This is a genomic window from Sphingobacterium sp. UBA6320, from assembly GCF_002440335.1.
Taxonomy (GTDB): domain Bacteria; phylum Bacteroidota; class Bacteroidia; order Sphingobacteriales; family Sphingobacteriaceae; genus Sphingobacterium.
The window spans coordinates 26,347-53,048 of the sequence record NZ_DJTA01000007.1 but is presented as its reverse complement, the minus strand read 5'-3'; the positions used below and the strand labels follow the sequence as shown (position 1 = coordinate 53,048).

The following is a 26,702-nucleotide window of genomic DNA, read 5'->3' as shown; positions in this document are numbered from 1 at the left end:
AATATGATGAAACAGACGTTGCTAGTGGTGGGCTTTTTATTTTTATTTCTAGTTGGATGTAAAAATAAAGACGAGTTTACAATTTCTGGTCAAATTGAAAATCCCGGAAATATCAAAGTAGTATCCTTATACGAAGGCGAAAGAAAATTAGATTCCATGTTTTTTGGAGATAATAATGCTTTTCAATTTAAACGGCCTACCAGTCAAGCACGTCTATTATCTCTTCGTGTAGGTAAAAATAGGTATGATTTGATTGCTTCTCCAGGTGAGGAGATTGTATTCAAAGCAGACCTTCAAAAAGATGTCAATGACTATGTGATCGAAGGGTCGGATCTATCATCCACGATCAAGACTTTCTCCAAAATGAGAAACCGACGTGATGCTGTTCGTGATTCTTTGCAAGCAGATTTTGCTAAAAAGTCGATCACCGCAGATGTTGATGAAATTGAAAATCTGCGAAGCGAATATAAACAGAAGTTTACCGAACAACTGCAGTATTATACTAAAGCAGCAGTAGATTTTGCTGAAAATCATGATGATATAGCAGGTTTTTATGCTATCAGTACCTTAGATCCGGAGATTGCAGAATCTGAAATTATAGCCTATGCCGATAAGATCAAAGATAAGTTCTTAGACAATGGTTACGTTACACAGTTCAAAGAAGAAACAAACAAATTGAGAACATTGGCTATAGGCCAACCTGCTCCAGACTTTGAATCATTTACACCGAACAATAAATCAATCAAACTATCGGATTTTAAAGGTAAGTACGTATTGTTAGATTTTTGGGCGTCGTGGTGTATGCCTTGTCGTCAGGAAAATCCCAATATTGTCAAGTTATACCATCAATATAAAGGAAAAGGATTTGATGTTTTTGGCGTATCATTAGATGATAATCCAGGACCTTGGATGCGTGCTATTGCTGATGATCAGTTACAATGGACCAATGCTTCGGATTTAAAAGCATGGGGGTCGACCGTAGTAGGCTTGTACCGCATTACAGGAATTCCCGCATCTTATGTGTTAAATCCTGAAGGTTTGATTGTTGCTAAAAATTTACGTGGCAAAGAATTGGAGGATTTTTTAAAGAAAACTTTAAAATAGCGCAAATTATATATTAACTTTCGGAATGTTACTTAACAATTTAATAACACTTCGTTAATGTTTTGTTGTCATTTTGTTCATAATTTAGCAAAAAAAAGAAGATGAGCATTGCAAAGCAAAAAATATTAGTAGTTGATGATGAGCAGGATATTCTAGATTTAATTGCTTACAATTTAAAGCGAGAAGGATATCAAGTATCAACTGCCTCGAATGGTCATGAAGCTATCAATGTAGCTAAAGATATCAATCCAGATCTCATTATCTTGGATGTGATGATGCCAAAGATGGATGGTATCGAAGCTTGCCGACTAATGCGTGCTATGCCTGAGTTTAAGAATACATTTATGGTATTTTTAACGGCTAGAAGTGAAGAATATTCCGAAATCGCAGGCTTCCATGTAGGAGCCGATGATTATATAGCAAAGCCTATCAAGCCTCGTGCTTTGATGAGCCGTATTAATGCCATTCTAAGAAGAAATGTATCTGAAGAAGCAGCAAGATCACAAGATAAATTAGAAATCATGGATTTAGTGATCGATCGTGATTCTTTCTTAGTATATCGTGGTGAACAGAAAATTGTGCTTGCAAAAAAAGAATTTGAGTTGATGTACTTGCTTGCATCCAAACCCAATAAAGTATTTACCAGAGAACAGATACTGAAAAGTATCTGGGAAGATTCAGTAGTTGTTACCAATAGGACTATTGATGTACATATTAGAAAACTGAGAGAAAAAATTGGTGAAGATTATGTAACTACCGTAAAAGGAGTGGGATACAAATTTGATGTAGCCTAAGTTTACTTTAACTTTTAAAAACAGAAAAAGCAGTAATGATTCATTACCGCTTTTTCTGTTTTATAGACCAGCGGTCAGGAATAGTTATGTGATGATTTCAGTATGATAAGGAATTCAGAATTTTAATAATTTCAAATCCTTTCAGAGCTTATTTCTGCTAGAAGAGACTGGGCTGATACTAGATCAAAGATAATTTTTTCAACAGCTTTAATAGTTTCGCATAAAAACAAATTATAGCGAATAAATTTTTGGATATATTATGCAATTAGAATTGAACATAAAACAAATTTCTCTAAGTTTGTTATCATATTAAATATTACAAGCAACTATGTCAACAATACTTATAAAATCTGCGCAAATCGTTAACGAGGGAAAAATAACAACTTCAGATGTATATATCAGCCATGGTCGTATCGAAATGATTGCTGCAGAAATTAATCACCCAGCCGATCAGGAGATTAATGCAGAGGGCTTATACCTTTTACCCGGATTAATTGATGACCAAGTTCATTTCCGTGAACCAGGATTAACGCACAAAGCCGATATATGGCACGAAAGTCGTGCTGCGGTAGCAGGAGGAACCACATCCTTTATGGAAATGCCCAATACAGTACCCAATACGTTGACACAGTCCTTATTACAAGATAAGTATGATATCGCATCTCAAAATGCTTTAGCCAATTATTCCTTCTTTATGGGGGCAGCCAACGATAATCTGGAGGAGGTATTGAAAACCAATCCTCGTGATGTCTGTGGTGTGAAAGTATTCATGGGATCATCGACCGGAAATATGTTGGTTGACAATGAGCGCGCATTGGAAGATATATTTGCCAATTCACCAACGTTGGTCGCTACACATTGTGAAGACGAAACGACTATACAAGAAAATTTAGCAATATACAAAGGGCAATATGGCGATGCAGGATTGACGATAAACATGCATCCACTTATCCGCTCTGCTGAAGCCTGCTACATCTCCTCTTCCAAAGCAGTTGAATTAGCTAAAAAGAACAATACGCGTTTGCATATCCTACACATATCAACGGCCAAAGAAATTGCCTTATTTAGAAATGACATCCCCTTGGCTGAAAAATTAATTACCGCAGAAGCATGTATTCACCATATGTGGTTCTCCGATGCAGATTACGCCGCAAAAGGTAATTTTATTAAATGGAATCCTGCCGTAAAAACAGCAAACGATAGAGACGAAATTGTAAAAGCAGTATTGGACGGACACATTGATGTCATTGCTACTGATCATGCTCCTCATACGATTGCAGAAAAATCACAAGCCTATAGTGCGGCACCATCGGGAGGGCCATTAGTGCAACATGCGTTACAAGCATTACTGGATCTGTATCATGATGGTAAAATGACTTTAGAGCAGATCGTTCAAAAATCAGCACACAATACGGCAATTTGTTTTCAGATAGAAGAACGTGGTTTTATTCGTGAAGGATATTGGGCAGATCTGGTACTCGTAGACTTGAACAAACCATATACCGTAACAAAATCAAACATCCTTTCCAAATGTGGATGGTCACCATTTGAAGATCATACCTTTAAATCTTCCATCGAACATACCATCGTTTCTGGAAAATTAGCGTATTCCAAAGGAAGCTTGATCGAGTACGGTTCAGGAAAGCGTCTATTGTTTAACCGATAATTTTGCTAATCCTCTAGCTATGGACAAAAGAACCTTTTTAAAATCTTTAGGCTTAGTCGCAACAGGAATACCTGCACTGTCATTTGCGCAGGAAGATTTCTTTGAAACTCTAGCTGACCAAAAGAAATTACTTGCTCAAGTATTGCGCAGGGGAGATACCATCGGATTAATAGCTCCTGCGGGAGTTATTGATACCGAAGAATCCATCGTTATGACCCGCGAAATCTTTGAAAAATTTGGTTTCAAAGTAAAAGAAGGAAAACATATCCGCAGCCGATACGGTAACTTGGCAGGAAAAGATGAAGAGCGCCTAGCCGATATCCACAGCATGTTTGCAGACCAAGAGGTAAAAGCGATTGTCTGTATACGCGGAGGAGCAGGAGCTTCCCGCTTATTGCCAAAGATTGATTATAAACTCATCGCCAATAACCCCAAAGTATTATTAGGTTATAGCGATATTACCGCACTGATCATGGCCTTCTATAAAAAGACTGGTTTAATATCCTTTCATGGCGCAGTCGGTATCAGTACATGGAGCAATACCGTTGCTAAAAATTTTGAAAATCAATTTTTTCTCAATCAGCCGACACAGTTTGCAAACCCAACAGATAAAGGAGATAATTTTATCCAATATAAAGAACGAATCACTACCATAAGGTCAGGACAAGCAGAAGGAATACTATTAGGAGGAAACCTAACACTGCTCAGTGGCCTATGCGGGTCAGCCTATTTACCCGATTTTAAAAATGCAATTCTATTTTTAGAAGAAGTCGATGAAAATATAGAACGAGTAGACCGCATGTTCTGTCAATTGAAATTAGCCGGGATTTTAGAGCAGATCAAAGGTTTCGTATTTGGTAAATGTACCGACTGCGGGCCCGCAAGTGGATACGGCTCTTTAACATTAGAACAAGTCCTAAACGATTATATCAAACCACTGGGAGTACCCGCTTATTCAGGAGCGATGATCGGGCATATTGCCAATCAATTTATCCTACCTGTAGGCGCACATGTCAAAATGGATGCCGACAAAGGAACGATTACCTTATTACAGCAAGTATTAAAAGATTAATCTAGATAAATAGAACCAGCATACAGTAGTTTGCAAACCAAAATAATCAACAGATCACGACCACTTCAGATCTTTAACATTACTGAAGGAAATATAAGTGTCTATCATAAACAAAATGATTGATGAATAAACGGATTAGACTGACGGAAATTAGCTCCATGATGAAAATTATCTTCTTTTTAATCTTCATCATTTCTGTAAATACAATTTTTGCCCAAACCATGAATTTAAATAAAAATGACTTTGATGAAGCCCATTCATTATATAGAGAGTCTACCTTAACAAGCCGGAGATTTAAACATGCTCAAGTAGTCGATTTAATAAAAAAACATCAAGCATCACAGGATCTACAAGTCAAGCAGATCGGACAATCAGTCCAAAAACGAGCGATCTATGAGCTTACCTACGGAGCTGGAAACAAAAAAGTCATGCTATGGTCTCAAATGCATGGCGATGAACCGACCGCAACGATGGCATTATTTGATCTTTTCAATTTTTTAGAAGGTAAAAATGATCAATTTGATTCCTTAAGATCACTGTTGAAATCCCATTTAACCATTCACTTTATCCCGATGCTCAATCCCGATGGGGCAGAAGTTTACACCAGAAGAAATGCGCAACAGATTGATCTCAATCGGGATGCCCGAGATACAGCAACTCCAGAGGGAAAACTTTTAAGACAGCAGGCAGCACTTATAAAACCACAATTCGGATTCAATTTACACGATCAGAATATCTATTATAATGTTCCAGGAACTAAAACACCGGTTACTATTTCGTTATTGGCTCCAGCTTATAACTGGGAGCGGGATATCAATGAAGTCCGTGGCAATGCAATGAAAATAATCGCCGGAATGCATCAATTGCTCCAAGATTATATACCAGGAGCAGTAGCTAAATATGACGATGAACATTCTCCAAGAGCATTTGGTGATAGTTTTCAAAAATGGGGAGCCAGTACGATCTTAATTGAATCAGGAGCATTTGCAGGCGATCCGGAAAAACAGCAGATCAGGAAATTGAATTTCATTGTGATTCTAAATGCTTTAATGCAAATAGCACAAGATAGTTATCAGCAGTTTTCAATCTCAGCATACCAACAGATACCTTTCAATGCCTCCCAGTTGCACGACGTTATATTGCGTCGCGTATCGACTGTTTCAAAGGGTTTGCCTTTGAAAGTAGATATTGCCATCCGCCGAGATGAAATCACCGTGAATGACGATTATTACGTTAAAGGATATGTGGAAGATATAGGAGATCTTCATGATTTTTATGGATACGATGATGTAGATCTATCCGATTTTGAATGGGTAGAAGCTCATGTTTATGAATCCCCATTCGAGCATCTCAGCGATCTGAATCCGTCAACGATAAGGGCATTATTGAAACAAGGGTATGCGGCAGTAAGAGTGGATAAAGCTCAAATAAATACGTTGCACAATTTGCCTATACATATTCTAACTACGGGTAAATTGCAGACTTATAATAGCTTAAGTTTAGGCCAAGAAGCAAACTTTTTCCTAAAGAAAAATAATGAAATTCAATATGCCGTCATTAACGGTTATTTGATAGATTTGAATCAGGAATTACCGTTGAATATGAAACAGATCGTTCGGTAGGGAGGTAGAGAGTGAGAAAGTGAGATGGTTAGAAAGTTAGACCATTTGTCACTTGATCACTAGTCACTTTGTTACTATAAGGAAAGTTAGAAGGTTAGACTATCTTGTTACTTGATCACTAGTCACTTCGTTACTAAAAAAATAAAATGTTATTTTAAAATATGGACATTAGAAAAACAAAATTGGAGGATTTAGATGAGGTGATGGCTATTATTGACATTGCACGAGGCTTAATGCGTGCTAGCGGCAATACCATTCAGTGGACAAATGGCTATCCCTCTCGGGAATATATCCGGTCAACAATTGAAATAGGAGAAAATTACGTCTGTCTAGAAGAGAATACCATAGTCGCAACATTCTGTTTCTCATTACTTCCTGACCCCAATTATACAGTTATTGAAGAAGGTCAATGGCTAAATGATGCTCCCTACGGAGTGGTTCATCGCTTAGCCTCAAATGGAAAAGTCAAAGGAGTAGCATCACAGTGTTTTCAATGGTGTTTCGAACAGTGTCACAATATTCGCGTCGATACCCATGAAACAAATATTCCGATGCAAAAGGTATTGACAAGATTAGGATACATACGCTGCGGTATTATTTATGTCAGCGATGGAACACCCCGGGTAGCCTTTCAAAAGGTCAATTGATCCCTATATCCCTAATAAATTAAAAGCCTTCTGACCATTGATCAGAAGGCTTTTTACTTTTATAATCAGCGAGATTAGTATCCTGGGTTTTGTTGTGCACCAATCCCTGGATTGGCATTGATCTCGTCTATAAAAATTGGAAGAATCGTTTTATTAAGTGATCTGTCAATTATTTTAGTACGGTGAATCGTATTGATGGAACCCAATTCGTCATTAAATTCAATCTTTTTATTCCAGCGGATCATATCGAAGAAACGATGACCTTCTCCAGCCAGCTCTTTACTTCTTTCCTCAGCGATGACATCTAAAGATATAGTTGACTCATTCGTAAGACTTAATTTTGGAGAGCGTTTACGGATTTCATTGAGATAGCTTGCAGCAAGAGCTTTATCTGATTTCAGTGCAGCTTCAGCAGCCATTAAATACACTTCAGAAAGACGGATCACTTTAAAGTTTACCGCAGTGCTGTTTGATGACTTCTTGTCCCCCTCTAAGTTAATGCCACCACTATACTTGTAGATTGCACCCAATCGAGTTGTAGAAGTTTCATCACGTGCCATGACACCCCATCGTACATCTGTATCATCTTGTTTGAGACGAGCTAAGAAATAATCGCTCGCCATAAAGTTTCCTAAAATAGCCGAACTACCATGAGCAGATCTTCTAAAATAAGCACCTAAAGATGAATTTCCCAAATCAGTTTCATTCGGATAAATTCCCAATTCAAAAATTGACTCGGTACCAAATTCTGATTTCCAGGAATCGACCCAAGCCGTATTGCTGTAAAGCGTGTATACTTTTGAATTAATCACCTCTTGAGCTGCAGCCAAAGCATTTGGATAATCTTCCATATACAAATATAGCCTTGCCTGTAAAGCTTTATTGGCATAATAGTTTAAATAACCATTCAATTTTGTTTTCGGAAGTAAAGTCTCCGCAGCTTTAAGATCCAAAAGAATTTGTTTGTAAGTATCTTCCACGGTGCTTCTCAATTCCTGAGCATCAGCCTTTAAAGATTTTGTAATAATTGGAATACCCCAAGCTGCTTTATTTTCATTATAAGGCTCGCCATAAAGACGTACTAAGTCAAAGTTGACCAACGCCCGAGCAGTCAAAGCCTGACCTTCGTACGAATTAAAATTTTCCAATGAACCCGTCGCTTTTAGACTTTCAATATTTTTCAACAGATTATTGATTTGGGCAATTGCATTAAAACCCTGTGTCCAAACGCTTGAGTAGCTATTGGAAGAAGCACTATGGTTAAACGTATACAAATAATCAAATCCTCGGCCAGCCGCAAAAATAGTGAAATCACCACCTTTTACATCGGCGTACAAGGGGAAATTTCGACCATAATAATCTCGATTTGAAAGGATGCTCATGACGCCATTGACAATAACTTTGGCATCAGCAGCTGTTTGGATGGAAGTTTCAGCATCTCCAGAATTTGTAGGTTTTACGTCTAAAAAGTCTTTACAAGATGAAACTGAAAAGGATATAAAGATGCACGAAGCAATAAATAATTTTCTCATTTTTCTCAATTTAATAGGTTAAAAATTAAATTCTAATCCAAATGTGTAGGTCTTAGGAGTTGGGATTTCCCAACCACGGGTACCATACTGATTAACCTCTGGATCCATATATTTGTATTTTGAGAAAGTCAATAAATTACTTCCATTAAAGAAAATACGTGCATTGTTGATTCCTATTTTGCTCAAATAATCATTAGGAATTTTATAGGACAAGGAAATATTTTTCAATCGCAAATATGAAGCATCGTAGAGGTGGCGGCTACTGATCTGATTAACATCTTCAAGATCTCGACCAGAAACCATAGGGAAATTGCCTTCCATATTACTTGGTGACCAGGACTCATCAACAAAATATTGCGCATGAATTCTTTCCCAATAGTAACCATCATCAGCCACATCTTTAGAGGTCGCATCATATAGTTTTCCACCGATTTTGTAGGCAAAGTTTAAACCCAGTGATAAGCCCTTATATTCCATATCTGTATTAATACCACCGTAGACTTTTGGATTGGCATTGCCAATGATGGTTTGCTTTGCCTTAGTATAGTTGTAACTGGCACCTCTTCCTTCAAATAAGAAATCACCCTCGGTACCATCATTTGTATACCAGACATTTTTACCATTTTCTTTATTGACACCTGCCCATTCTAAACCATAAAAAGCCAATGTCGATTGATTTTCTTGATAGATGAAACGAGCACGATCATCTTTACCTGTGGGATCGTACCAGATGATCGGTTTACCATCACTTAATTTGGTGACTTTAGAGTCAATAAAAGTAGCGTTTATACTAGCAGTCCATCTGAAATCCTGTTTTTTGATGATATCAGAACCTAATTCAAATTCTAGACCTCTATTGTTGATTTCTCCGATATTTTTCAATGTACTGGAAAAACCAGTTATGGTTGAGATCGGCACCTGCTGAATAAGGTCTTTAGAATCTCGGTTGAAATATTCAACCGAGCCAAAGATTTTATTGTCAAATAACCCAAATTCTAAGGCTAGATTGGTGGTGTAATTTCTTTCCCAGCTGAGGTTAGGGTCAGCAATATTACTCAAAGCACCTCCAGGTTGTGTCATATATTTGTTGGTATAGCTGGTCAATGATCTCCAACCATAATTTGTAGATGGTAAAGTACCATTCACACCATAGGAAGCTCTTATTCTCAAAGCATTGATATCGTCTATTTGAGCAATAAAACTTTCTTTAGCTATATTCCAAGAGCCCGCTACTGACCAAAAGTTTCCCCATCGCGGAATAGGACCTAATTGAGAAGAACCATCTCGACGAAAAGATGCCGAAGCAAAGTAACGCTCATCAAAGTTATATTCAGCACGAGATAGTACGGACATCATATTGTTGCCCCAAACATAAGATCCAGCATCCAACTGCCCCGCGGTAGATACGGTATGTAAAGCCGAAGAAGGTAAGTCTTTTCCTGTGGCACGAACGAAGCTGCTCTCATTTTTTTCAGCCTCAAATCCCGCTAGTAAAGCAACCTGATGAAGTCCAAAAGTTTTATTATAGTTAGCCGTAGTCGACGAAACTAGTTTTTGGATATTCGAAGTGACTTCAGTGACGACACCATTTGTAGATGAACCATTATAATGCTTTGCACTGTAGTAGATATGATCTTTAGACTCCGTCTCATCATATGAAAAGATCGTTTTAACCGTCAATTCAGGAAGCAACTTTAAAGTCAACGATTCAACAGCAGATATTTTGCTGGTTTTAGAACTGTTCTCCCACTCTTTATTGTAATAAAGCGGATTATAAGCCAAACTACCATAACGAGCGGTCCACTCATTGCCAGTCTTATAGTCTGTAGGCCAGTACAGCGGCCATAATAGATTTCTCGTTTGCAGTAAATAATTACTTCCCGTATTTCGGGTATCATTCATGCCGACCAATTTTGTCTTAGCTATATTGATATTCGACCCAAACTCTAAGTATTTACCAATTTTTTGATTGAGGTTCACGCGTCCACTGATACGGTTATAGTCATTGAGGATGACGCGACTTTTATCCTGTGTATAAGAAAGAGAAGTATAATAGTTCGTATTATCTGTTCCACCGCTTACCGATAGATCATTGGTGTTGAAAATACCCGTTCTGAATAAGGCATCATTCCAATCGTAATATTTACCCTCCCTATTTTCTATACCATCTGTAAGACCGGTAATATTAACTTTCTCGTACATTGACGTTCCTTCCGTCGAAAACCCATACCCATGTATCCCAAATCTAGTTTTGAAACGGTCTAATACCCATTTGTTTGCAGCTGTTTCGTTCAGTCCACCCGCAATACGAGAATCGTAGAGCACACTGTACAGCATATCAATCTGATCTTGTACTGAGGCTGTTTCGTTATTATCAGTTGCCCAACTTGGACTGATACCTAAAGATGATTTTAAATTAATTTTAGGAGCCCCATTTTTCCCCTTTTTAGTCGTGATGATAATCACCCCATTTGCTGCTCGCGAACCATATAAAGAAGATGCTGCTGCATCTTTCAGTACTGTTATAGTCTCAATATCAGAAGGATTTAAGGTACTCATGACGTTATTTGAGTTGACCAGATAATCATTCATCTGTCCCGTAGATCCCGATACCACAGGTACACCATCGATGACATACAAAGGTTCATTCGAAGCATTCATGGAGCCGATACCTCGTATACGGATAGCAGGAGTAGAACCCGCTTGCCCCGAACTCGTACTGACTTGTAATCCTGGAACACGGCCTGTTAATGCATTTTGAAACGAAGTGACTGGCTGTTTATCAATCGCATCATTTTTTACCACCGCAGCAGAACCTGTGTAGGTACTCTTTTTGGCGGTTCCATAAGCAACCACCATGACTTCATCCAGAGCATTTTCCTCTTTCTGCAAAGAAATGCTCAATGTTTTGCGGCCATTTAATTTGATTTCCTGTTTTTGATAGCCTACTGCGCTAATGATGAGTGTGGCATCCGGATTGGCATTGAGCGTAAACAATCCATTGGAGTTTGTCGATGTTGCGGTGCCGCTACCTTTAATGGAGACCGTGACATCAGGAACGGCAGCGCCATTCGCATCCGAAATCTTTCCCGCAACTTGGATTTGTTGTGCATGTACGACTTGCAAAGATCCACAAGCCACCGTACATAACGAGGTGAGTAAAATTTTGTTCATAAGAGTGTTGGTTAGTTATGCTTTTAATAGATTTTGGTTTAGGTCATCTATTGCAACCTTTAAGGGACAAGATAAGTATAAGATCAAGATATTCGTAAAATACAAGATCTTATACCATGTTATATTTTTACTGAGCGATTACACCTATTCCCGGACGATCTGGCAATATACATTGCCCATCAATGACTTTCATCCCATCATAAATATCATTGCCAATGAGAAGTGCACCGTCCAGATCTGCCCAATCCACCAAAGGCGCCAATTGAGCTGCTGCAGAAATCGCACAAGATGTCTCCGTCATACAGCCGATCATCACCTTCATTTTTAATGCCTGTGCCAATTCTGCCATACGCTTCGCTTCTCGCATGCCCGTACATTTCATCAACTTGATATTGATTCCCGAGTATACCCCCTGCAATGCCGGAACATCGATCAACCTCTGGCATGCTTCATCTGCAATAGTTGGTATAGGACTATGTTCCGTAAGCCAGGCATTATCATCGATTTGCTCTTTTGGCATCGGTTGTTCCAAAAATACAACTCCGCGTTCAGCTAACCAATGTGACATTTCGAGCGCTTGTTCTTTGTTCTTCCAGCCCTGATTCACATCAGCACATAGCGGACGATCCGTACATTGACGGATGGTATCGATGATCATTTTATCCGTTTCAAGCCCCAGCTTCACTTTAAGAATTTTAAACTGATCTGCCTCCATGACCTTTTTGCGAACTACCTCTTCCGTATCGATACCGATCGTATAAGAAGTCGCAGGTATTAACGCTGGATTTAATCCCCATATCTTGTAAAAAGGTTTTCCCAGTATCTTTCCGATCAAATCGTGCAGCGCTATATCCACAGCTGCTTTTGCCGCCGTACTTTTAGCACTGATTTGATCAACGTATGCCAATAGTTCTTCCGTTTGAAAGGGCGAGTTAAATCCCCTTAAATCGATGTTGTTGAGAAAATTGATGACACTTTCTTGAGATTCGCCTAGATAAGGAGGCATACTCGCCTCACCGTATCCAATGATGCCGTCATACTCCAGTTGAGTCAGTACAACCGGAGTTGTCGTCCTACTGAAAGATGCAACCGTAAATACGTAGCGCATTTCTAAAGTATAGGGTTTAAATCGGAGTTTGAACGCTCCAAAATCTTTAGTGATCCAATCTGCATGTATACCCATGATCGTTGTTATCTTTTATTTGATACTATAATAGCTGTTATTTTGTACTTTTTGTATTTGTGGGTCATCAGATCCTAAATATCTTTTTGCTGCAACAACTGTACGTGTCTGGAAATCATCATAATTTACGGCATCCTTCAACATGCTGTTGATCCGTACAGAACCTGCAGCATGAATAAATGTACCATTGCCAATATAAAGTGCGACATGCGTAACACGCGCATTTGGATTATTGTTTTTACCAGCCGCAAAAAATAGGAGGTCAGCAGGTTTTAGATTTTTAAGTGCCTTTTCAGGATCAAAGTGTCCTTCAGCATCTAAGATGTCAACAGATTCACCTGCTAATACCTGTTGAGAAGCATCACGTGGGATCACAAAGCCATTCATAAAATAGGCTGTTTTTGTGAAACCGCTGCAATCAACACCTTTAACAGATGTACCGCCCCAAAGATAAGGAAGTCCCAACATTGATTTTGCACTTGAAATTAAGTTTTCAGCTGTTGGATTACGCGTATCGATCCATTTTTTTAATGATAGCGCATCCTCTTTCTTAATATAAGCTTTCCTTTTATCCGGATAAGCGACTTCAAAATAATTGTTTTTTTCTCCCGTCAGCACTAAAATGTCTCCATAAACCAGATCCGATACCCGTTGACTTTGCGTATTCGGTTCGGAGAATGATTTTCCAAATTCCGCTGTATAGATTATTTTAGGTTGATTGTTCCATTGCTGTGCTTCCTCTTTTGTCATCGCTGTTACAGCAGAAGCCGGTAACCAGGCAATATATCCTTCAGGAGTACGTATCCGATATTCACCGCGATCTTTTTGTAAGAGGTCAACCTGAGTGCCCATCAGAACCTGGCTTGCCATTTCAGCGGCATTATCAGGTTTGGTTCGCATGTTGCCTACAGATAAATTGACTACCCCGATTAGTTTATTACCCAGATTTTGTTCTGGTAGTATGGTTATCGCGACATTAGCAGGGATATTTCTAATCTGTTGCTCGAAAGCTGTTTTAGCAGCCTGTTCTGTCGTTTCTATTTGATAATTATTTTTGGCAACATCTGTTTGGGTAAAGGCAAATATCTTAGTCCGCTTATCAGGAGCATAAGCCTTACGTACGTTTTCTTGCAGTTCTTTGACCTGATGATAGATGGTTGAATCTATCTGTTGTGAAAAGGCATGATTAATGGTTAAAAAGCCGGCACAGGTAAGAATAGCATATTTAAGTTTGTTTGTCATGCTGATTAGTTTGGTTTAAAGATAGACTAAATTGCCTATTTTTTTATAAGAAATGATGACGATTTGTGAATTAATTTACAATTCTTTTGCATAAATGTGAATTGACGAGGTGTTTTTAATGAAAAAACTCATGAAAAGAAACGTGCATTTGCGTATACTTGTAATGCTAAATCGATTAAAATATGAGTTCAAGACGCCAATTTATTAGACAAGGTATTATTGGAGCAGCTGCTGTTAGTTCTGTAGAAACATTATCAAGTTTTTCCATTTCAAATAAGCGAGCGGGAATAAAACCAATTGTTATTTCCACATGGGATTTTGGTATTGCAGCAAATCAAGCAGCATGGGAAGTGCTAAAGAGTGGTGGGAAAGCTATAGATGCGGTCGAACAAGGTGTTCGTGTGCCCGAAGCTGATTTAAAAAATATGACCGTAGGTAAAGGCGGCTATCCCGATCGTGACGGTATGGTCACCTTAGATGCCTGCATCATGGATTGCGAAGGTAATTGTGGATCAGTAGCTGCTTTAGAGCATATTGCACATCCCATATCAGTAGCACGTTTAGTGATGGATAAAACTCCCCATGTCATGCTCGCAGGTGATGGTGCATTGCAATTTGCACTGGAAAATGGTTTTGAAAAAGAAAATCTGCTTACACCCGAAGGAGAGAAAGCATGGAAAGAGTGGTTAAAAGAAAAAAAATATAAACCGGTCATGAATATTGAAAACAAGTCATTCGCCGTAGAGCGTCTGCCCGGTAATCAATATAATCACGATACCATCGGTATGTTGGCACTAGATGCTGCCGGCAATTTATCCGGAGCATGTACGACAAGCGGTATGGCATTTAAGATGCACGGTCGAGTTGGAGATAGCCCGATTATAGGAGCAGGACTGTATGTGGACAATGAAGTAGGGGGAGCTACCTCTACGGGTGTGGGTGAAGAGGTGATCCGTACAGTGGGCAGTTTTTTGGTTGTGGAATTAATGCGTCAGGGATATTCGCCTGAAGAAGCATGCAAAGAAGCGGTCAAACGGATTGTCAAAAAGAAACCCAATATTGCTAAGGATATTCAAGTAGGATTTTTAGCACTCAATAAGAAAGGGGAGTATGGATCCTATGCACTACAAAAAGGATTTTCATATGCTGTTTGCCACAAAGAAAAACAAGACTTGCTCATTCCAGGCTCTTATTATTACAAAGCATAGATTTTCAAAATCAGTAAACTGATATGACTCTTTTTCTGTCATTAATCTTTAATTTTATGCTATACAATAATTCTTGTGGGCAGCGGATATCGTGATCATCGCAAAGCACTCAAGAGGAGCATAAAATAAATTTAAAGGATAGATTTGTGTCGTACCGGAGTCCTGATATTAAACAAATTTATCTAAGTTTGAGAATAAAATATAATAAGATATGAAAGCAACATTTGGAGGCGGCTGTTTTTGGTGTACAGAAGTTATTTTTCAAAATACAGAAGGTGTAAAATCCGTTTTGCCTGGCTATATGGGAGGATTAAACGATAATCCAACTTACGAACAAGTTTGTACAGGTACGACAGAGCATGTTGAAGTTGTACAGATCGAATACGATGAAGATCTTGTCAACTATGAAGAGCTGTTGAAGATATTCTTTAAAACACATAATCCAACAACATTAAACCGTCAGGGAAATGATGTGGGTACGCAATATCGCTCGGTTGTGTTTTTTCATGATGAAGAACAAGAGATTTTAGCTAAGAACTTTATCGATGAGTTGGATAGCGAAGATATTTTCGAAGACCCGATCGTTACGACGGTCGAGCCAGCAGTTACTTTTTGGGTAGCAGAAGACTATCATCACAATTACTTCAATACGCATCCTGAAAATCCTTTCTGTTCAGTAGTCATTGCACCAAAACTTCAAAAATTCGTAAAAGAATTTAAGTCATAAAAAAATCCGCTAAAAGCGGATTTTTTTATGACTGATAAGCTCAATCAGCTTGATGACGTGCTGTTCATTTAAAACAATTCAATCTGCCCAGCATTATCCGTTTGGATATCATCAGGATTTGTGATCTCCAGTTTAATATCATCCGGTTGAGTATCGGCTTCTGCTTTATGTGTTTCTTCACTTGATTCGGTACCTTCAGTATTCGAATCACTCACATCTTTTGTGTTGACCGTTAAATCAATTTCTTCCGTCATCAAAGTCACACTTTTAACCGTGTGAAAAGAGAGACGATTTCCTTGTGCTTTTATACCTTTCACATCGATGATTTCGTTCAGCGGTTGGTCCAAAGCCTCTTCGGTTTGGGACTTGCCCTTTAGAATATCCAAGTGAACTATTGGATCGGTATTATTCGTCAACAAAATAAGTTTAGATCCAGGTTCATCATTGATGAAGAGCATGCTTTTACCGACAGGAATATCATCAAATTTGAATCGTTTTACATAATAAGTACCCGATTTACCATCTTGATGAATAGCTGTGTACACATGTTCAGGAAAATACTTTTCGATGCGAATCATCTTATCATCGAAATAATTGCTCAGATCAAAGTTCGACAGTTCGTAAGTACCATCCGACATGACGATCAAGATCTTATCATCACCATCAAATTCGCCTAGATACAGTCCTCTTTCATCCGCATTTAAGCGTTTCGTTATTTTATCAAACCAGATCTTACGACCAGCTAAAGTCGAAACACCAGCACTTTTGAACGTGATCTTTTTAACCGGATATTTAGATACAATATTTCCTTGAGAAGCGCGCCCTTTAATCGCAATTTCGGCAAAGTTCATGTCAAAATTAAGTTTTCTTAATTTCGTATGCGGTTTGAGCTGAATATTGACGATCTCCGCTTCCCCATTCGGGTTAGCCGTAAAGTATGTTACTTTTGAACCTTTTGAACCCTTACTGATATCATATTCCTTATCACGAGTGACACCCACTACGGCAAAACGCTTGATAAAGCTCGTACCCGTATCTCCTTCTTTATAGATGGCATTATAGATCGTTCTTTCATCTCCTTTTTTAAAGACAGCAACGTGGATGATATCTTTTCCGACAAATACCTTATCTTGAATTTTCGTTACGACATATTTACCGTCAGCGCGGAATACAATGATATCATCAATATCCGAACAATCACAAACAAACTCATCTTTCTTCATGCTTGAACCAATGAATCCTTCTTCCCGGTTGACATAAAGTTTCGCATTGGCCAAGGCTACTTGTGTTGCTTCAACGCGATCAAAAGCTCTTAATTCTGTTTTACGTTCACGACCTTTGCCATATTTGTCACGCAATCTTTCGTACCAGGCGATAGCATAATCGGTCAGGTGTTTAAGATGACGTTTCACATTTTTGATCTCTTCTTCCAAAGAAGCCATTTGATCATCCGCTTTCTTTACATCAAAACGCGTAATACTACTCATCGGTTTATCGATCAGACGTTTATAATCTTCCGGAACTATCGGTCGGTAGAATTGGCCAAAAAATGGTTCAAAAAGACGGTTTAAAACCAGTACCACGGTATCAAAATCACCAGCATTTTCATATTCAGGATGCTTGTACATACCTTCCTGAATGAAGATCTTGAGTAAGCTGCTGAAGAATATTTTTTCTAGGAGATCATGTAATTTGATTTCCAGTTCTTGTTTTAGTAAGTTCTTGGTATTTTTCGTGTTTTCAATTAAGATATCATTCACACTCAAAAAGTGAGGTTTATCTTCTTTGATTACACAAGTATTGGGAGAAATGGATACTTCACAAGCCGTAAAAGCAAATAGCGCATCAATCGTGACATCAGGAGATATTCCTGGAGCCAGATGCACAATAATTTCAACAAATTCAGCGGTATTATCTTCGATTTTTTTTATCTTGATTTTCCCTTTATCATTGGCCGCGACTACACTATCGATCAATCCTCCCGTCGTTGTTCCAAAAGGAATTTCAGTGATCGCCAATGTCTTTTTATCGCGCTCCTCTATTTTTGCACGTACGCGTATTTTTCCACCACGCTGACCTTCATTGTATGCCGAGCAGTCCGCCATTCCGCCTGTAGGAAAATCAGGTAGGATATGAGGTCTTTCTCCATTCAATACTTGAATCGATCCATCGATCAGTTCCAAGAAGTTATGCGGCATTATTTTCGTAGCAAGACCTACAGCGATACCTTCAGCACCTTGAGCAAGCAGCAAAGGGAATTTTACTGGTAAAGTAACAGGTTCTTTGTTACGGCCATCATAACTCAGTTGCCAGTTTGTCGTTTCCGGATTGAAAACAACATCCAGAGCAAATTTGGATAAACGTCCTTCAATATAACGAGGTGCAGCAGAAGCATCGCCAGTAATCGGATCACCCCAGTTCCCTTGACAGTCAATTAACAGATTTTTTTGACCGATCTGTACCATGGCATCACCAATTGAAGCATCACCATGCGGGTGATATTTCATCGTATTACCAATTACATTGGCCGCTTTATTGTATCGACCATCATCCATCTCTTTTAGTGAATGTAGGATCCGACGCTGTACAGGTTTAAAACCATCATTGATATGAGGTACTGCGCGATCTAAAATAACATAAGATGCATAGTCCAAAAACCAGTTTTCATACAATCCCGAAAGTGGAATTGTTTTACTATTATTTGTCTGTCCGTTATTTACTTCTTCTTGATTATCGTCTGCAGGATAGTTTGTTTCTTCACTCATGTAATCAATAATATGGTGTTTTTATTATTATCAGTTGCAAAAAGAATAGAATTTTTGCAAGCGTAAAAATACGAAAAGCATTTCGTTTTATCCAATGGATATATAAATAGATTTATGCTGGAAATTTCAATATTTAAAAGTGGAGTTATGAATTTAAAAATGGGATGTATACACCTTACTTAGTATCTTCAATCCTTTCATACCAATAACAATCGATGTCCCAAATGGTAAACTTAAAGGTATCAGTAATCTTAAATCCAACCTTTTCCAATACCTTTCGCGAACCATGATTGTCGACATGCGTACTGGCATGGAGAGGTATATGGGTCAAATTTTTATAATAAAATGCAATACACGCCAATGCCGCTTCTGTAGCATAACCTTTCCCCCACGACTCTTTACGGTAGCGATAGCCGAAATCTAGAAAATTGATCCTATCATTCATGGGTTCCTCTATAAATTTAAACCCTGTCCAGCCTATTAATTGATTCGTTGCTTTTTCGATGACCGCAACACGACCTATACCATGTGTCTCATACTGCTGGAGTAGACCTTTAATATAATCTTTTGCCTCTTCACTAGATTTTAACGGAGATCTATTTAAATAAAGATGAACTTCCGGTTGCGAGTCCATCGCATAAAACTCCTCAACATCATCTAAAGTTATTGGACGAATGATCAGTCTCTCCGTTTCAAGTGTTGGTACATATTTCATATAGCTCATATTAAAACCAAAGTTAGTAGAAATTAATTATCTGCATCTATTTAAAATAGAGTGAAGAGGATGGATGTAAGAGGTAAAACAATTGTTGATTATTGACAGTATGCACATTTTTCAAGGTTAATAAAAGTAGCGTTTACAGGAAATTTTCTGATGTTTGAATCTATTTGATTTTAAAAATTGATGGATCACTAATAGGCTATTTCATACAAACCATCATCATGATATTCATATCAATGATAGTTTGTATAGCTCAGTCGGGGATAGACTATTCAAAACTCATCGGATATCCTGAAAATCCAATTGAAGTATAGCGTTATCTAAAACAAATTCGTCCAAGTATTATCTTTAAATACCTGGACGAATTGATCTATTTTTCAATAAAAATTATTCAGCTTTACTATCCGGATCATTGGTAGAATCAGGATCTACAGGAGCAGAGTCAGCCATGGTTTGTTTAAAAAATACTTTAGGTTTTCTAACAATACCCCATTTTTGTAGCAGTTCCTGAGTCGCATTTCTTTTGAGATGCTCCTTTTCAGGTTCACCGATTAAATATCCAATCGGTTCCATAGAAGGGATAGCATCAAAGATAACTTTTAATGTTGCAGTCATCGGTAATGCAAGAATCAATCCCGCAAGACCAAAAATCATTCCCCCCAATAGAATAGCGATAATAGCCATTAATGGATTGATACTCACCTTACCCCCCACGATATTTGGGGTGATGATATTTCCTTCCAAAAATTGCACCACTTGAAACCAGGCAATAACACCTACGGCATATAAAGCACTATCTTTGGTTGCCAAGGCAAATAGAGCAGGTAAAATGGATCCAATTGCGATACCGATATAAGGCAATAACATCAGCAAAGAAGCCATGGAACCAAAAAACCAAGCATATTCAATTCCCATTAACATCAGACCCACCGTATTCAATACCGCGACAATGCCCATCACCATCACAAGTCCTAAACAATAGCTTTGCACTACGTCGTAAATCTTTTTTAAGACAGCATGAATCTTTTTATTATCCGTATTTTTAAATGCTTTAAAGAAAAACTCTTTGAAAAAATCACGGTAGTATAAAAGGAAAAAGATAAAAATAGGAACTAAGATGATTCCCGCTAATGTGCTACCAATCGAGCCAAAAGCTGTTGACATATATCCGCCTACATTTTCTAAAGCATTATTTCCTTGCTCTTTCATCTTTTGGACAACCTCACTTCTTTCCAAGCCAAACCGAGATTGAATCCAATTTTGGATCGATTCAACAGCAGCAAGCACCTTCTCCTGGATTGCGACCGCATCTTTTCCAATGATAATACTTTGATGTACTATAAACCAGATCAGTGTACTGATAATTACGATGGCAATAATGACCGCCATAATAGCTGCAGCAGCCTTACCAAATTTTAATTTGTTTTCAAAAAATGCAGCTATCGGATACAGCGTTATTGAAAGTATAATAGCAAAAAGCAGAGGTACGACAACGCTTTGGGTGACATACAAAAATCCAATGATTAATGCTAAGGCAAATAAGCTTGAAGCAAGCCCAATTGAGTACGGTTTTTTTTCTGAATTACTTTCCATTATGAAATAGCTACGATTAGATTTTTTAAGATTAATTGATTTCTCAATTAATCTGCTTTCTGTCTATAGCGAAATCCTTGCCAAAAAAACATATATAGAAGTGCTACCCCTAAAAATAAAGCATTGAAATACATCACTTGAGGGATTCGGGTTATGATATCTTGATAATATAGACCCGCAAATAATGCCCCTAAACCGATACCGGCCTCCATCGAAATATACATCGTCGCTACTGCACGTCCCCTTTGGTTGGGTTTTCCGAGATCTATTGTCCATGCATTGATAGCAGGGGATAGGATACCGGTACCAATACCATATATACTTGCACCCAACATCAATTTATTAAAAGAATCACCCTGACCGATCAAAAAGAGTGAAATACCAACAATAAACAGTCCGACCATAATCACTCGTGTACGACCATATTTATCAGACGCCTTTCCCGATACAAAGCGTATCAAAATAGAGGCAATGGTGTAGGCCGCGAAAAATATTCCTTTGTTGCTCAAATGCAGATGGTCACTCCAATCCGGTATTAACGTTAATATGGCACCAAAAGCCGAATAAGATAAAAATGTAACAATACCTGCCGGTAAAACACCGATATCAATAATGTCCGTCCGTGATATTTTGAACATGGATAAATTGAGTTTTTCTTTTTTAACAAGCGTCTCTTTCATGTTCATGACGATAACAATAGAAAGGAGGGCAAAAAGCGAAGAACTATAAAACATCACATTGATGCCGTAATATTGAAAAATAGCACTACCAATCGCTGGTCCTACAGCACCACCGATTGCAAAACAAAGTCCATGCATACCAAGCGCCTCACCCCATCTTTCTCGGGGGATGATATCGGCTACATAAGCAGAAGTTGCGGTCGGTTTAAATCCTGTAGAGAAACCATGGATTAATCTCAAAAGTAAAAATCCGGAAACTGTAGTCAGAATGGGATATAAAAAGCCACATAAGAAACAAACGATCGATCCGATTGCCATAACCGGAACTCGTCCCCATCGATCGGTCAACTTCCCACTGAAAGGACGCGATATACCAGCCGTCAAGGTAAATAAGGCGATGATTAAACCTTTATGCTCGGCACCACCCATCTGACTCAAGTAGTTGGGAAGTTCCGGAATTATCATGTTGAAACTAGCTGAAAATAATAGCGAGCTCAGGCAAAGAAGTGCAAATTGTAATGTGTATATGGATTTATTTTCAGTCATTGTAAATGCGCTGTTGAATTGTGTAAAAATGAATCGCCCTCTTTTAGAAAAGAAGGCGATGTCTTATAATTTTTTTGTTCGGGCGATTTCTGAACAAAATATGGTGGTTGCTACAGCGACATTCAAAGATTCTGCTTCACCTATCCTTGGTATGGTGACGGGCTGATCCACAAGTTCAATAATTTCTTCAGAAATTCCATTTCCCTCATTTCCCAATATAATAAGACCCTCATGCGTCCAATCCGTCTCGTAAATACTATTTCCATCGAGCAAAGCACCATAAACAGGTATTTTCACCTCTTTGATAAAAGCCTTCAAATCGATATAATGAATTTGGATACGAGAAAGTGAACCCATAGTCGCTTGTACCACTTTAGGATTATACGCATCGACAGTCCCGATAGAACAGATAATCTGTTGAAAGCCGAACCATTCTGCTGTACGGATGATCGTGCCTAAATTTCCTGGATCTTGGATATCATCCAATACTAAGGTATGCTGATTTTTATAATCCTGTACTTGTAATTCCTTTTGTTCTGGGATATGAACCAGAGCCAATATGCCTTGGGGGGATTTTAATCCACTGATTTTTTGAAATTCGTTTTCAGTCAGCACATAAGATTTTATTTTTCCCGATATTTTACCCACTTTTGCGAGTACATCTTCTGTATAAAAGATGCTGTCAACTTGATAAGAGGATGATAGAAATTCGTTAACAGATTTAATTCCTTCTACAATAAAAAGACCATGTTGTTTGCGAAACTTTTTATTTTGAAGAGATGATATTAGAGTAATTTGTGCTTTTGACAACATTTTTTAATGATAAATAATCAACGCTTTTTAGCTTTTACAAGTATAACGCTTTTGTTGCTAATTTTCACATCTTGCCGTTCAGCACGATTCTTAAATGAAGATCAAGCGTTGATTGATCATGTGAATATTCAAGGGGTCAGACCAGAGCTGAAGGAATCAGCATCTCTGTATGTATCCAATGATATTAAAGCCAATTCAAGGGTTAATTTATTTATATATAACCTTTTCAATACCAAAGACGGTAAATATAAAAAACGGGATTTGAGAAATGTTGGGGAAGCACCTCATTTATTAGACTCTAGTTTAGTAGATTTATCAGCCACACAGATCAAAAGGTTTTTATTTACAAAAGGTTTTTTTGACGCGAAAGTACAGCCTGAAATCTTGGTTAAAAATAAAAGAGCAACTATAAATTTTAATATTACCGAAGGCATTCCGTACTATATGGACAAGATCAGCTACAATTTTGCCGATAGTGCAGTAGCCCATCTGTATGAACAAGAAGTGAAACCCTTCAGTGTGGTTAAAGAAGGATCACAGTATGACGCGGTCAATTTGATCACAGAGCGGGAAAAATTGTATCTCGCGATGCGTAATCACGGTTACTATGATTATATACGCCAATATATGCGGGTCGCAGTAGATTCGACATCAAAAAATAATCGCCTCAAACTGGAGATACAAGTGGAAAATCCCAGTGACTCAGCCAATCACCAGGCTTATAAAATTGATCAGGTTTTTGTTACCATACGCAATTTCGGAACAGTAAAAAAAGAAGCCAGAAAAATAACTGATAGTATCTCCCAAATTCATTTTACAGATGAAACGCGCAATTTTAGGTTGAAGCCGTTGAAGCGTTATATGTATATAAAGTCCGGAGACTACTACAATCTTTCCAAAGAAAACATGGCTTATGATCGTTTGTATGAGATGAATGGTTTTAGGAGCATTAAGATTCATTATCAAAAGACCGATTCCAATACATTAGATGCATATTATGAAATGGTTCCACGACCGTTGATGGGCAATCAGATCGAAGGGGAATTTACATTGAGTTCTGGTATGAGTGGTTTTAATATCGGAAATACATTCTCCCATCGTAATATTTTTGGTGGCGCAGAGTTGCTGGAGGTAAAATTGCGATACGGTATACTCTTTGATCCAAGACTCCAAGGCAATATCTCGGATAAAATCTTTAACAATGATGTTCAAATTGGCGTAAATTTAATTGTCCCAAGATTGATGACGCCATTTCACACTAATCATACCGCACAATATGGATTAGCTAAGACAACCTTTTCGTCAAGTTTGCAGATTTTCAATCAAGATGCAACGTATTCTAATCGGTATTTTATCAATACATTAAATTATTCATGGCATCAATCGGCAAATAAATTTCACAGCTTTACACCCATCGTGCTGGAATACAGGCAAGGAAAGTTAAATGAAAACTTTGCACAAAATTTAATAGATCAAGGTTACTTATTATATGTAAGAAGTAACAACCGTGAATATTTCGGATTAGGCTCTCAGTATTCCTTTATCTATAATGCCAAGAAATTGACCAAGAAAGAAAATTTTAATTATTTTAAAGGCTCGATCGATTTAAGTGGCAATATATTGGATCTGGTGAGTAAGGTTATCAAGTTTGATCAAAATGCCGATGGTGAAAAAAAGGTGCTGGGCGTTCCTTACCTACAGTATGCCAAAACAGAATTGGACTATCGGATTTATCGTAATCTAGGAGGAAATCAACAATTTGTTTTTCGAATCAATCCAGGTATTGCTGTTCCTTATGGTAATAATTCGACCTTGATGATCTTTGAAAAGAGCTTTTATGGTGGTGGTATGAACGGCATGCGGGCATGGCAAGCACGGACATTAGGCCCTGGTAATTATAATCGAGCAAGCGTCCAAGAAGATTTGCGATTGAACCTCCGTAACCTAGATCAATTAGGCGAAATAAAAATTGAAGGAAATGCAGAATATCGTTTTCGAATCTTAAATAGTTTCTTGGGAGCGAAGATGAATGGGGCCACATTTATTGATTTTGGAAACGTCTGGCGCTTAAAAGAAAATGAACTAAATCCCGGAGGAGAGTTTAAGGCAGATAAATTTTTAAAGCAAATTGCTATTGGAACAGGTTTTGGATTACGATTTGACTCCGATTATTTTATCATTAGACTTGATGCCGGCCTAAAAGTAAAAGATCCTCAATTCTCAGGAAGCGATCAATGGGTGTTAAAACATTTTTTCGATTCCAAAGAATTTAAGGATCAGTATTATCAGACACATAAGCCCGATCGCTATAATTTTATTCAATACAACTTTGGTATCGGATTACCATTTTAAAAAATTAGATTTTTGAGGCTTGCAAAAATAGACTCTATAATAGAAGAGATATTTAAGCCCTGTGAATGGTTAAAGAAAAAGAATCCCACAGCCAATATAATGGCGGTCAGTAATAATTTCTTAAAAGCATAGGCAATCAGTAAAATAACCGCTGGAATGATGATAAACATCAATCCACTGATCGCAAACGTGGACAGTCCTTTGTCCGATTTGTAGATATAAAATAATCGTCCTTTGGATGTATCTTGATTTTTGTGTTTGAAAAATACAAAGGTGGAAGATTCTATTTTATCATTTGGAACAGCAATTCCATCATGAAATTTTAGCTCTTGCGTAAATCCATTGATGCTAAATTTATAAGTACCATTGATCCGTTCGTTTGTTCTCTCTAACGAATCTACGGCAATAATAGCCAGTTTACCATTGCGGGATAAATTTTCTTTTACCACAAAATTTTCTATTTTTTGAAACTGTGCATTCCCCAAAAGCGGAATGAGTAAGAGAAGGAATAATAACTTTTTCATCAGAAAAATTTGTCTTAATAATGAGTATCCATTTTCAACTGTATGACTGAACTCGTTTTACAGGTGATGAAGCGATCATGAACCCATATTTTCTTGATTTGTAGAGATTCTGGAGCATCATGTTTCATTCATTTTGTTTGCGATGCAATTTTAGACATTTTCTACCTCTTTATAAAATAGATAGCGTTAATAATTCAATAAATGTTTTTGTTATTTTATTTCCGAAACAATGAATAATTTGTACCTTTGTGGTACAAAAAAATAAAATCGAAATGGCAGAGACAATACAACATAGAGAACCAAAAAAGACTGATAATAACGCAAATCAAACTCATTATTACAAGACTTTAACAATAGCTATCGTTTTGGGTCTTATAGGAGTATTCATTAGATTTGTTCCTGATGTTTGCACAAACTTTGATCAACACGTATCATTGTTTTCAGCAATTGCAAATATTAGCCTTATAGTAGCATCTCTTATTGCATTTAAAACAGTTTTTGGAATCTTAGGATTCGGAAAAAACAAATAATGCTTTATTAAAATATAATGAACCTCAATTCTGAACGAATTGAGGTTTTTTTTACGCTGTTTTTTTCGAATAGCCTTGGTATAGTCACATCCAGATCACAGGTAAATGTTTTTAAATTTTATATAAAACAGCTCATAAGAATAAAAGTTTTGATGCTATGTTTTTCATATTAAACGACATAGCATCCATAAAAAAAGCGATGTTTTT

At 37.7% G+C, this 26,702-nt stretch carries 20 protein-coding genes; 10 read left to right on the top strand and 10 right to left on the bottom strand.

Going from position 1 to position 26,702, the window contains the following annotated elements:
* Positions 1–3: 3 nt before the first annotated feature.
* The 6 genes from B3P23_RS03110 to B3P23_RS03085 all read left to right on the top strand — a co-directional run bounded on the left by B3P23_RS03110 (position 4) and on the right by B3P23_RS03085 (position 6,905).
* Complete coding sequence (locus tag B3P23_RS03110) at positions 4–1,104, top strand: TlpA family protein disulfide reductase (RefSeq protein ID WP_293924445.1); 1,101 nt, start codon at positions 4–6, stop codon at positions 1,102–1,104.
* 101 nt (positions 1,105–1,205) lie between these two features.
* Positions 1,206–1,898, top strand: coding sequence for a response regulator transcription factor (locus tag B3P23_RS03105; RefSeq protein ID WP_045754305.1), 693 nt, complete (start codon positions 1,206–1,208; stop codon positions 1,896–1,898).
* Positions 1,899–2,226: 328 nt separating this feature from the next.
* Positions 2,227–3,564 (top strand): dihydroorotase, encoded by a 1,338-nt coding sequence (locus B3P23_RS03100; RefSeq protein ID WP_293924443.1) that lies wholly within the window; start codon positions 2,227–2,229, stop codon positions 3,562–3,564.
* 19 nt (positions 3,565–3,583) lie between these two features.
* Positions 3,584–4,636: a S66 peptidase family protein gene (locus B3P23_RS03095; RefSeq protein ID WP_293924441.1), complete on the top strand. Its 1,053-nt coding sequence runs from the start codon at positions 3,584–3,586 to the stop codon at positions 4,634–4,636.
* A 122-nt stretch (positions 4,637–4,758) separates the two neighbouring features.
* Positions 4,759–6,258, top strand: coding sequence for a M14 family zinc carboxypeptidase (locus tag B3P23_RS03090; RefSeq protein WP_293924439.1), 1,500 nt, complete (start codon positions 4,759–4,761; stop codon positions 6,256–6,258).
* A 161-nt stretch (positions 6,259–6,419) separates the two neighbouring features.
* Complete coding sequence (locus tag B3P23_RS03085; RefSeq protein ID WP_045754309.1) at positions 6,420–6,905, top strand: GNAT family N-acetyltransferase; 486 nt, start codon at positions 6,420–6,422, stop codon at positions 6,903–6,905.
* Between the two features lie 74 nt (positions 6,906–6,979).
* Here B3P23_RS03085 and B3P23_RS03080 read toward each other — a convergent pair whose 3' ends face one another.
* The 4 genes from B3P23_RS03080 to B3P23_RS03065 form a co-directional block, all read right to left on the bottom strand.
* Positions 6,980–8,437 (bottom strand): RagB/SusD family nutrient uptake outer membrane protein, encoded by a 1,458-nt coding sequence (locus B3P23_RS03080; protein ID WP_293924436.1) that lies wholly within the window; start codon positions 8,435–8,437, stop codon positions 6,980–6,982.
* An 18-nt stretch (positions 8,438–8,455) separates the two neighbouring features.
* The gene (locus B3P23_RS03075) at positions 8,456–11,611 is read right to left on the bottom strand and encodes a SusC/RagA family TonB-linked outer membrane protein (protein WP_293924434.1); all 3,156 of its coding nucleotides are present in this window, start codon (positions 11,609–11,611) and stop codon (positions 8,456–8,458) included.
* A 127-nt stretch (positions 11,612–11,738) separates the two neighbouring features.
* Positions 11,739–12,794: a dipeptide epimerase gene (locus tag B3P23_RS03070; protein ID WP_293924432.1), complete on the bottom strand. Its 1,056-nt coding sequence runs from the start codon at positions 12,792–12,794 to the stop codon at positions 11,739–11,741.
* A 15-nt stretch (positions 12,795–12,809) separates the two neighbouring features.
* Positions 12,810–14,036 (bottom strand): C40 family peptidase, encoded by a 1,227-nt coding sequence (locus tag B3P23_RS03065; protein ID WP_293924430.1) that lies wholly within the window; start codon positions 14,034–14,036, stop codon positions 12,810–12,812.
* 182 nt (positions 14,037–14,218) lie between these two features.
* Here B3P23_RS03065 and B3P23_RS03060 point away from each other — a divergent pair, with 182 nt between their 5' ends.
* Both B3P23_RS03060 and msrA read left to right on the top strand, forming a co-directional pair.
* Positions 14,219–15,244 (top strand): N(4)-(beta-N-acetylglucosaminyl)-L-asparaginase, encoded by a 1,026-nt coding sequence (locus tag B3P23_RS03060; RefSeq protein WP_293924429.1) that lies wholly within the window; start codon positions 14,219–14,221, stop codon positions 15,242–15,244.
* A 211-nt stretch (positions 15,245–15,455) separates the two neighbouring features.
* The gene (gene msrA, locus B3P23_RS03055; RefSeq protein WP_045754315.1) at positions 15,456–15,971 is read left to right on the top strand and encodes a peptide-methionine (S)-S-oxide reductase MsrA; all 516 of its coding nucleotides are present in this window, start codon (positions 15,456–15,458) and stop codon (positions 15,969–15,971) included.
* 68 nt (positions 15,972–16,039) lie between these two features.
* On the opposite strand, the gene B3P23_RS03050 is transcribed toward msrA, so the two are convergent.
* The 5 genes from B3P23_RS03050 to B3P23_RS03030 form a co-directional block, all read right to left on the bottom strand.
* Positions 16,040–18,736, bottom strand: coding sequence for a DNA gyrase/topoisomerase IV subunit A (locus B3P23_RS03050; RefSeq protein WP_293924425.1), 2,697 nt, complete (start codon positions 18,734–18,736; stop codon positions 16,040–16,042).
* 175 nt (positions 18,737–18,911) lie between these two features.
* Positions 18,912–19,460: a GNAT family N-acetyltransferase gene (locus B3P23_RS03045; protein ID WP_293924423.1), complete on the bottom strand. Its 549-nt coding sequence runs from the start codon at positions 19,458–19,460 to the stop codon at positions 18,912–18,914.
* Positions 19,461–19,844: 384 nt separating this feature from the next.
* Positions 19,845–21,050, bottom strand: coding sequence for an AI-2E family transporter (locus B3P23_RS03040; protein ID WP_084405352.1), 1,206 nt, complete (start codon positions 21,048–21,050; stop codon positions 19,845–19,847).
* A 47-nt stretch (positions 21,051–21,097) separates the two neighbouring features.
* Positions 21,098–22,276: an MFS transporter gene (locus tag B3P23_RS03035; protein WP_045754317.1), complete on the bottom strand. Its 1,179-nt coding sequence runs from the start codon at positions 22,274–22,276 to the stop codon at positions 21,098–21,100.
* 63 nt (positions 22,277–22,339) lie between these two features.
* Entirely contained in the window at positions 22,340–23,089 is a 750-nt protein-coding gene (locus B3P23_RS03030) for a TrmH family RNA methyltransferase (protein WP_045754318.1), read from the bottom strand.
* 6 nt (positions 23,090–23,095) lie between these two features.
* Here B3P23_RS03030 and B3P23_RS03025 point away from each other — a divergent pair, with 6 nt between their 5' ends.
* Positions 23,096–25,441, top strand: a complete 2,346-nt coding sequence (locus tag B3P23_RS03025) for a BamA/TamA family outer membrane protein (protein WP_293924420.1) — start codon at positions 23,096–23,098, stop codon at positions 25,439–25,441.
* On the opposite strand, the gene B3P23_RS03020 is transcribed toward B3P23_RS03025, so the two are convergent.
* Positions 25,438–25,965, bottom strand: coding sequence for a hypothetical protein (locus B3P23_RS03020; protein ID WP_045754320.1), 528 nt, complete (start codon positions 25,963–25,965; stop codon positions 25,438–25,440). The two genes, B3P23_RS03025 and B3P23_RS03020, sit on opposite strands and share 4 nt — an antisense overlap.
* A 272-nt stretch (positions 25,966–26,237) precedes the next feature.
* Here B3P23_RS03020 and B3P23_RS03015 point away from each other — a divergent pair, with 272 nt between their 5' ends.
* Positions 26,238–26,495: a hypothetical protein gene (locus tag B3P23_RS03015; protein WP_045755543.1), complete on the top strand. Its 258-nt coding sequence runs from the start codon at positions 26,238–26,240 to the stop codon at positions 26,493–26,495.
* The last annotated feature ends 207 nt before the right edge of the window (positions 26,496–26,702 follow it).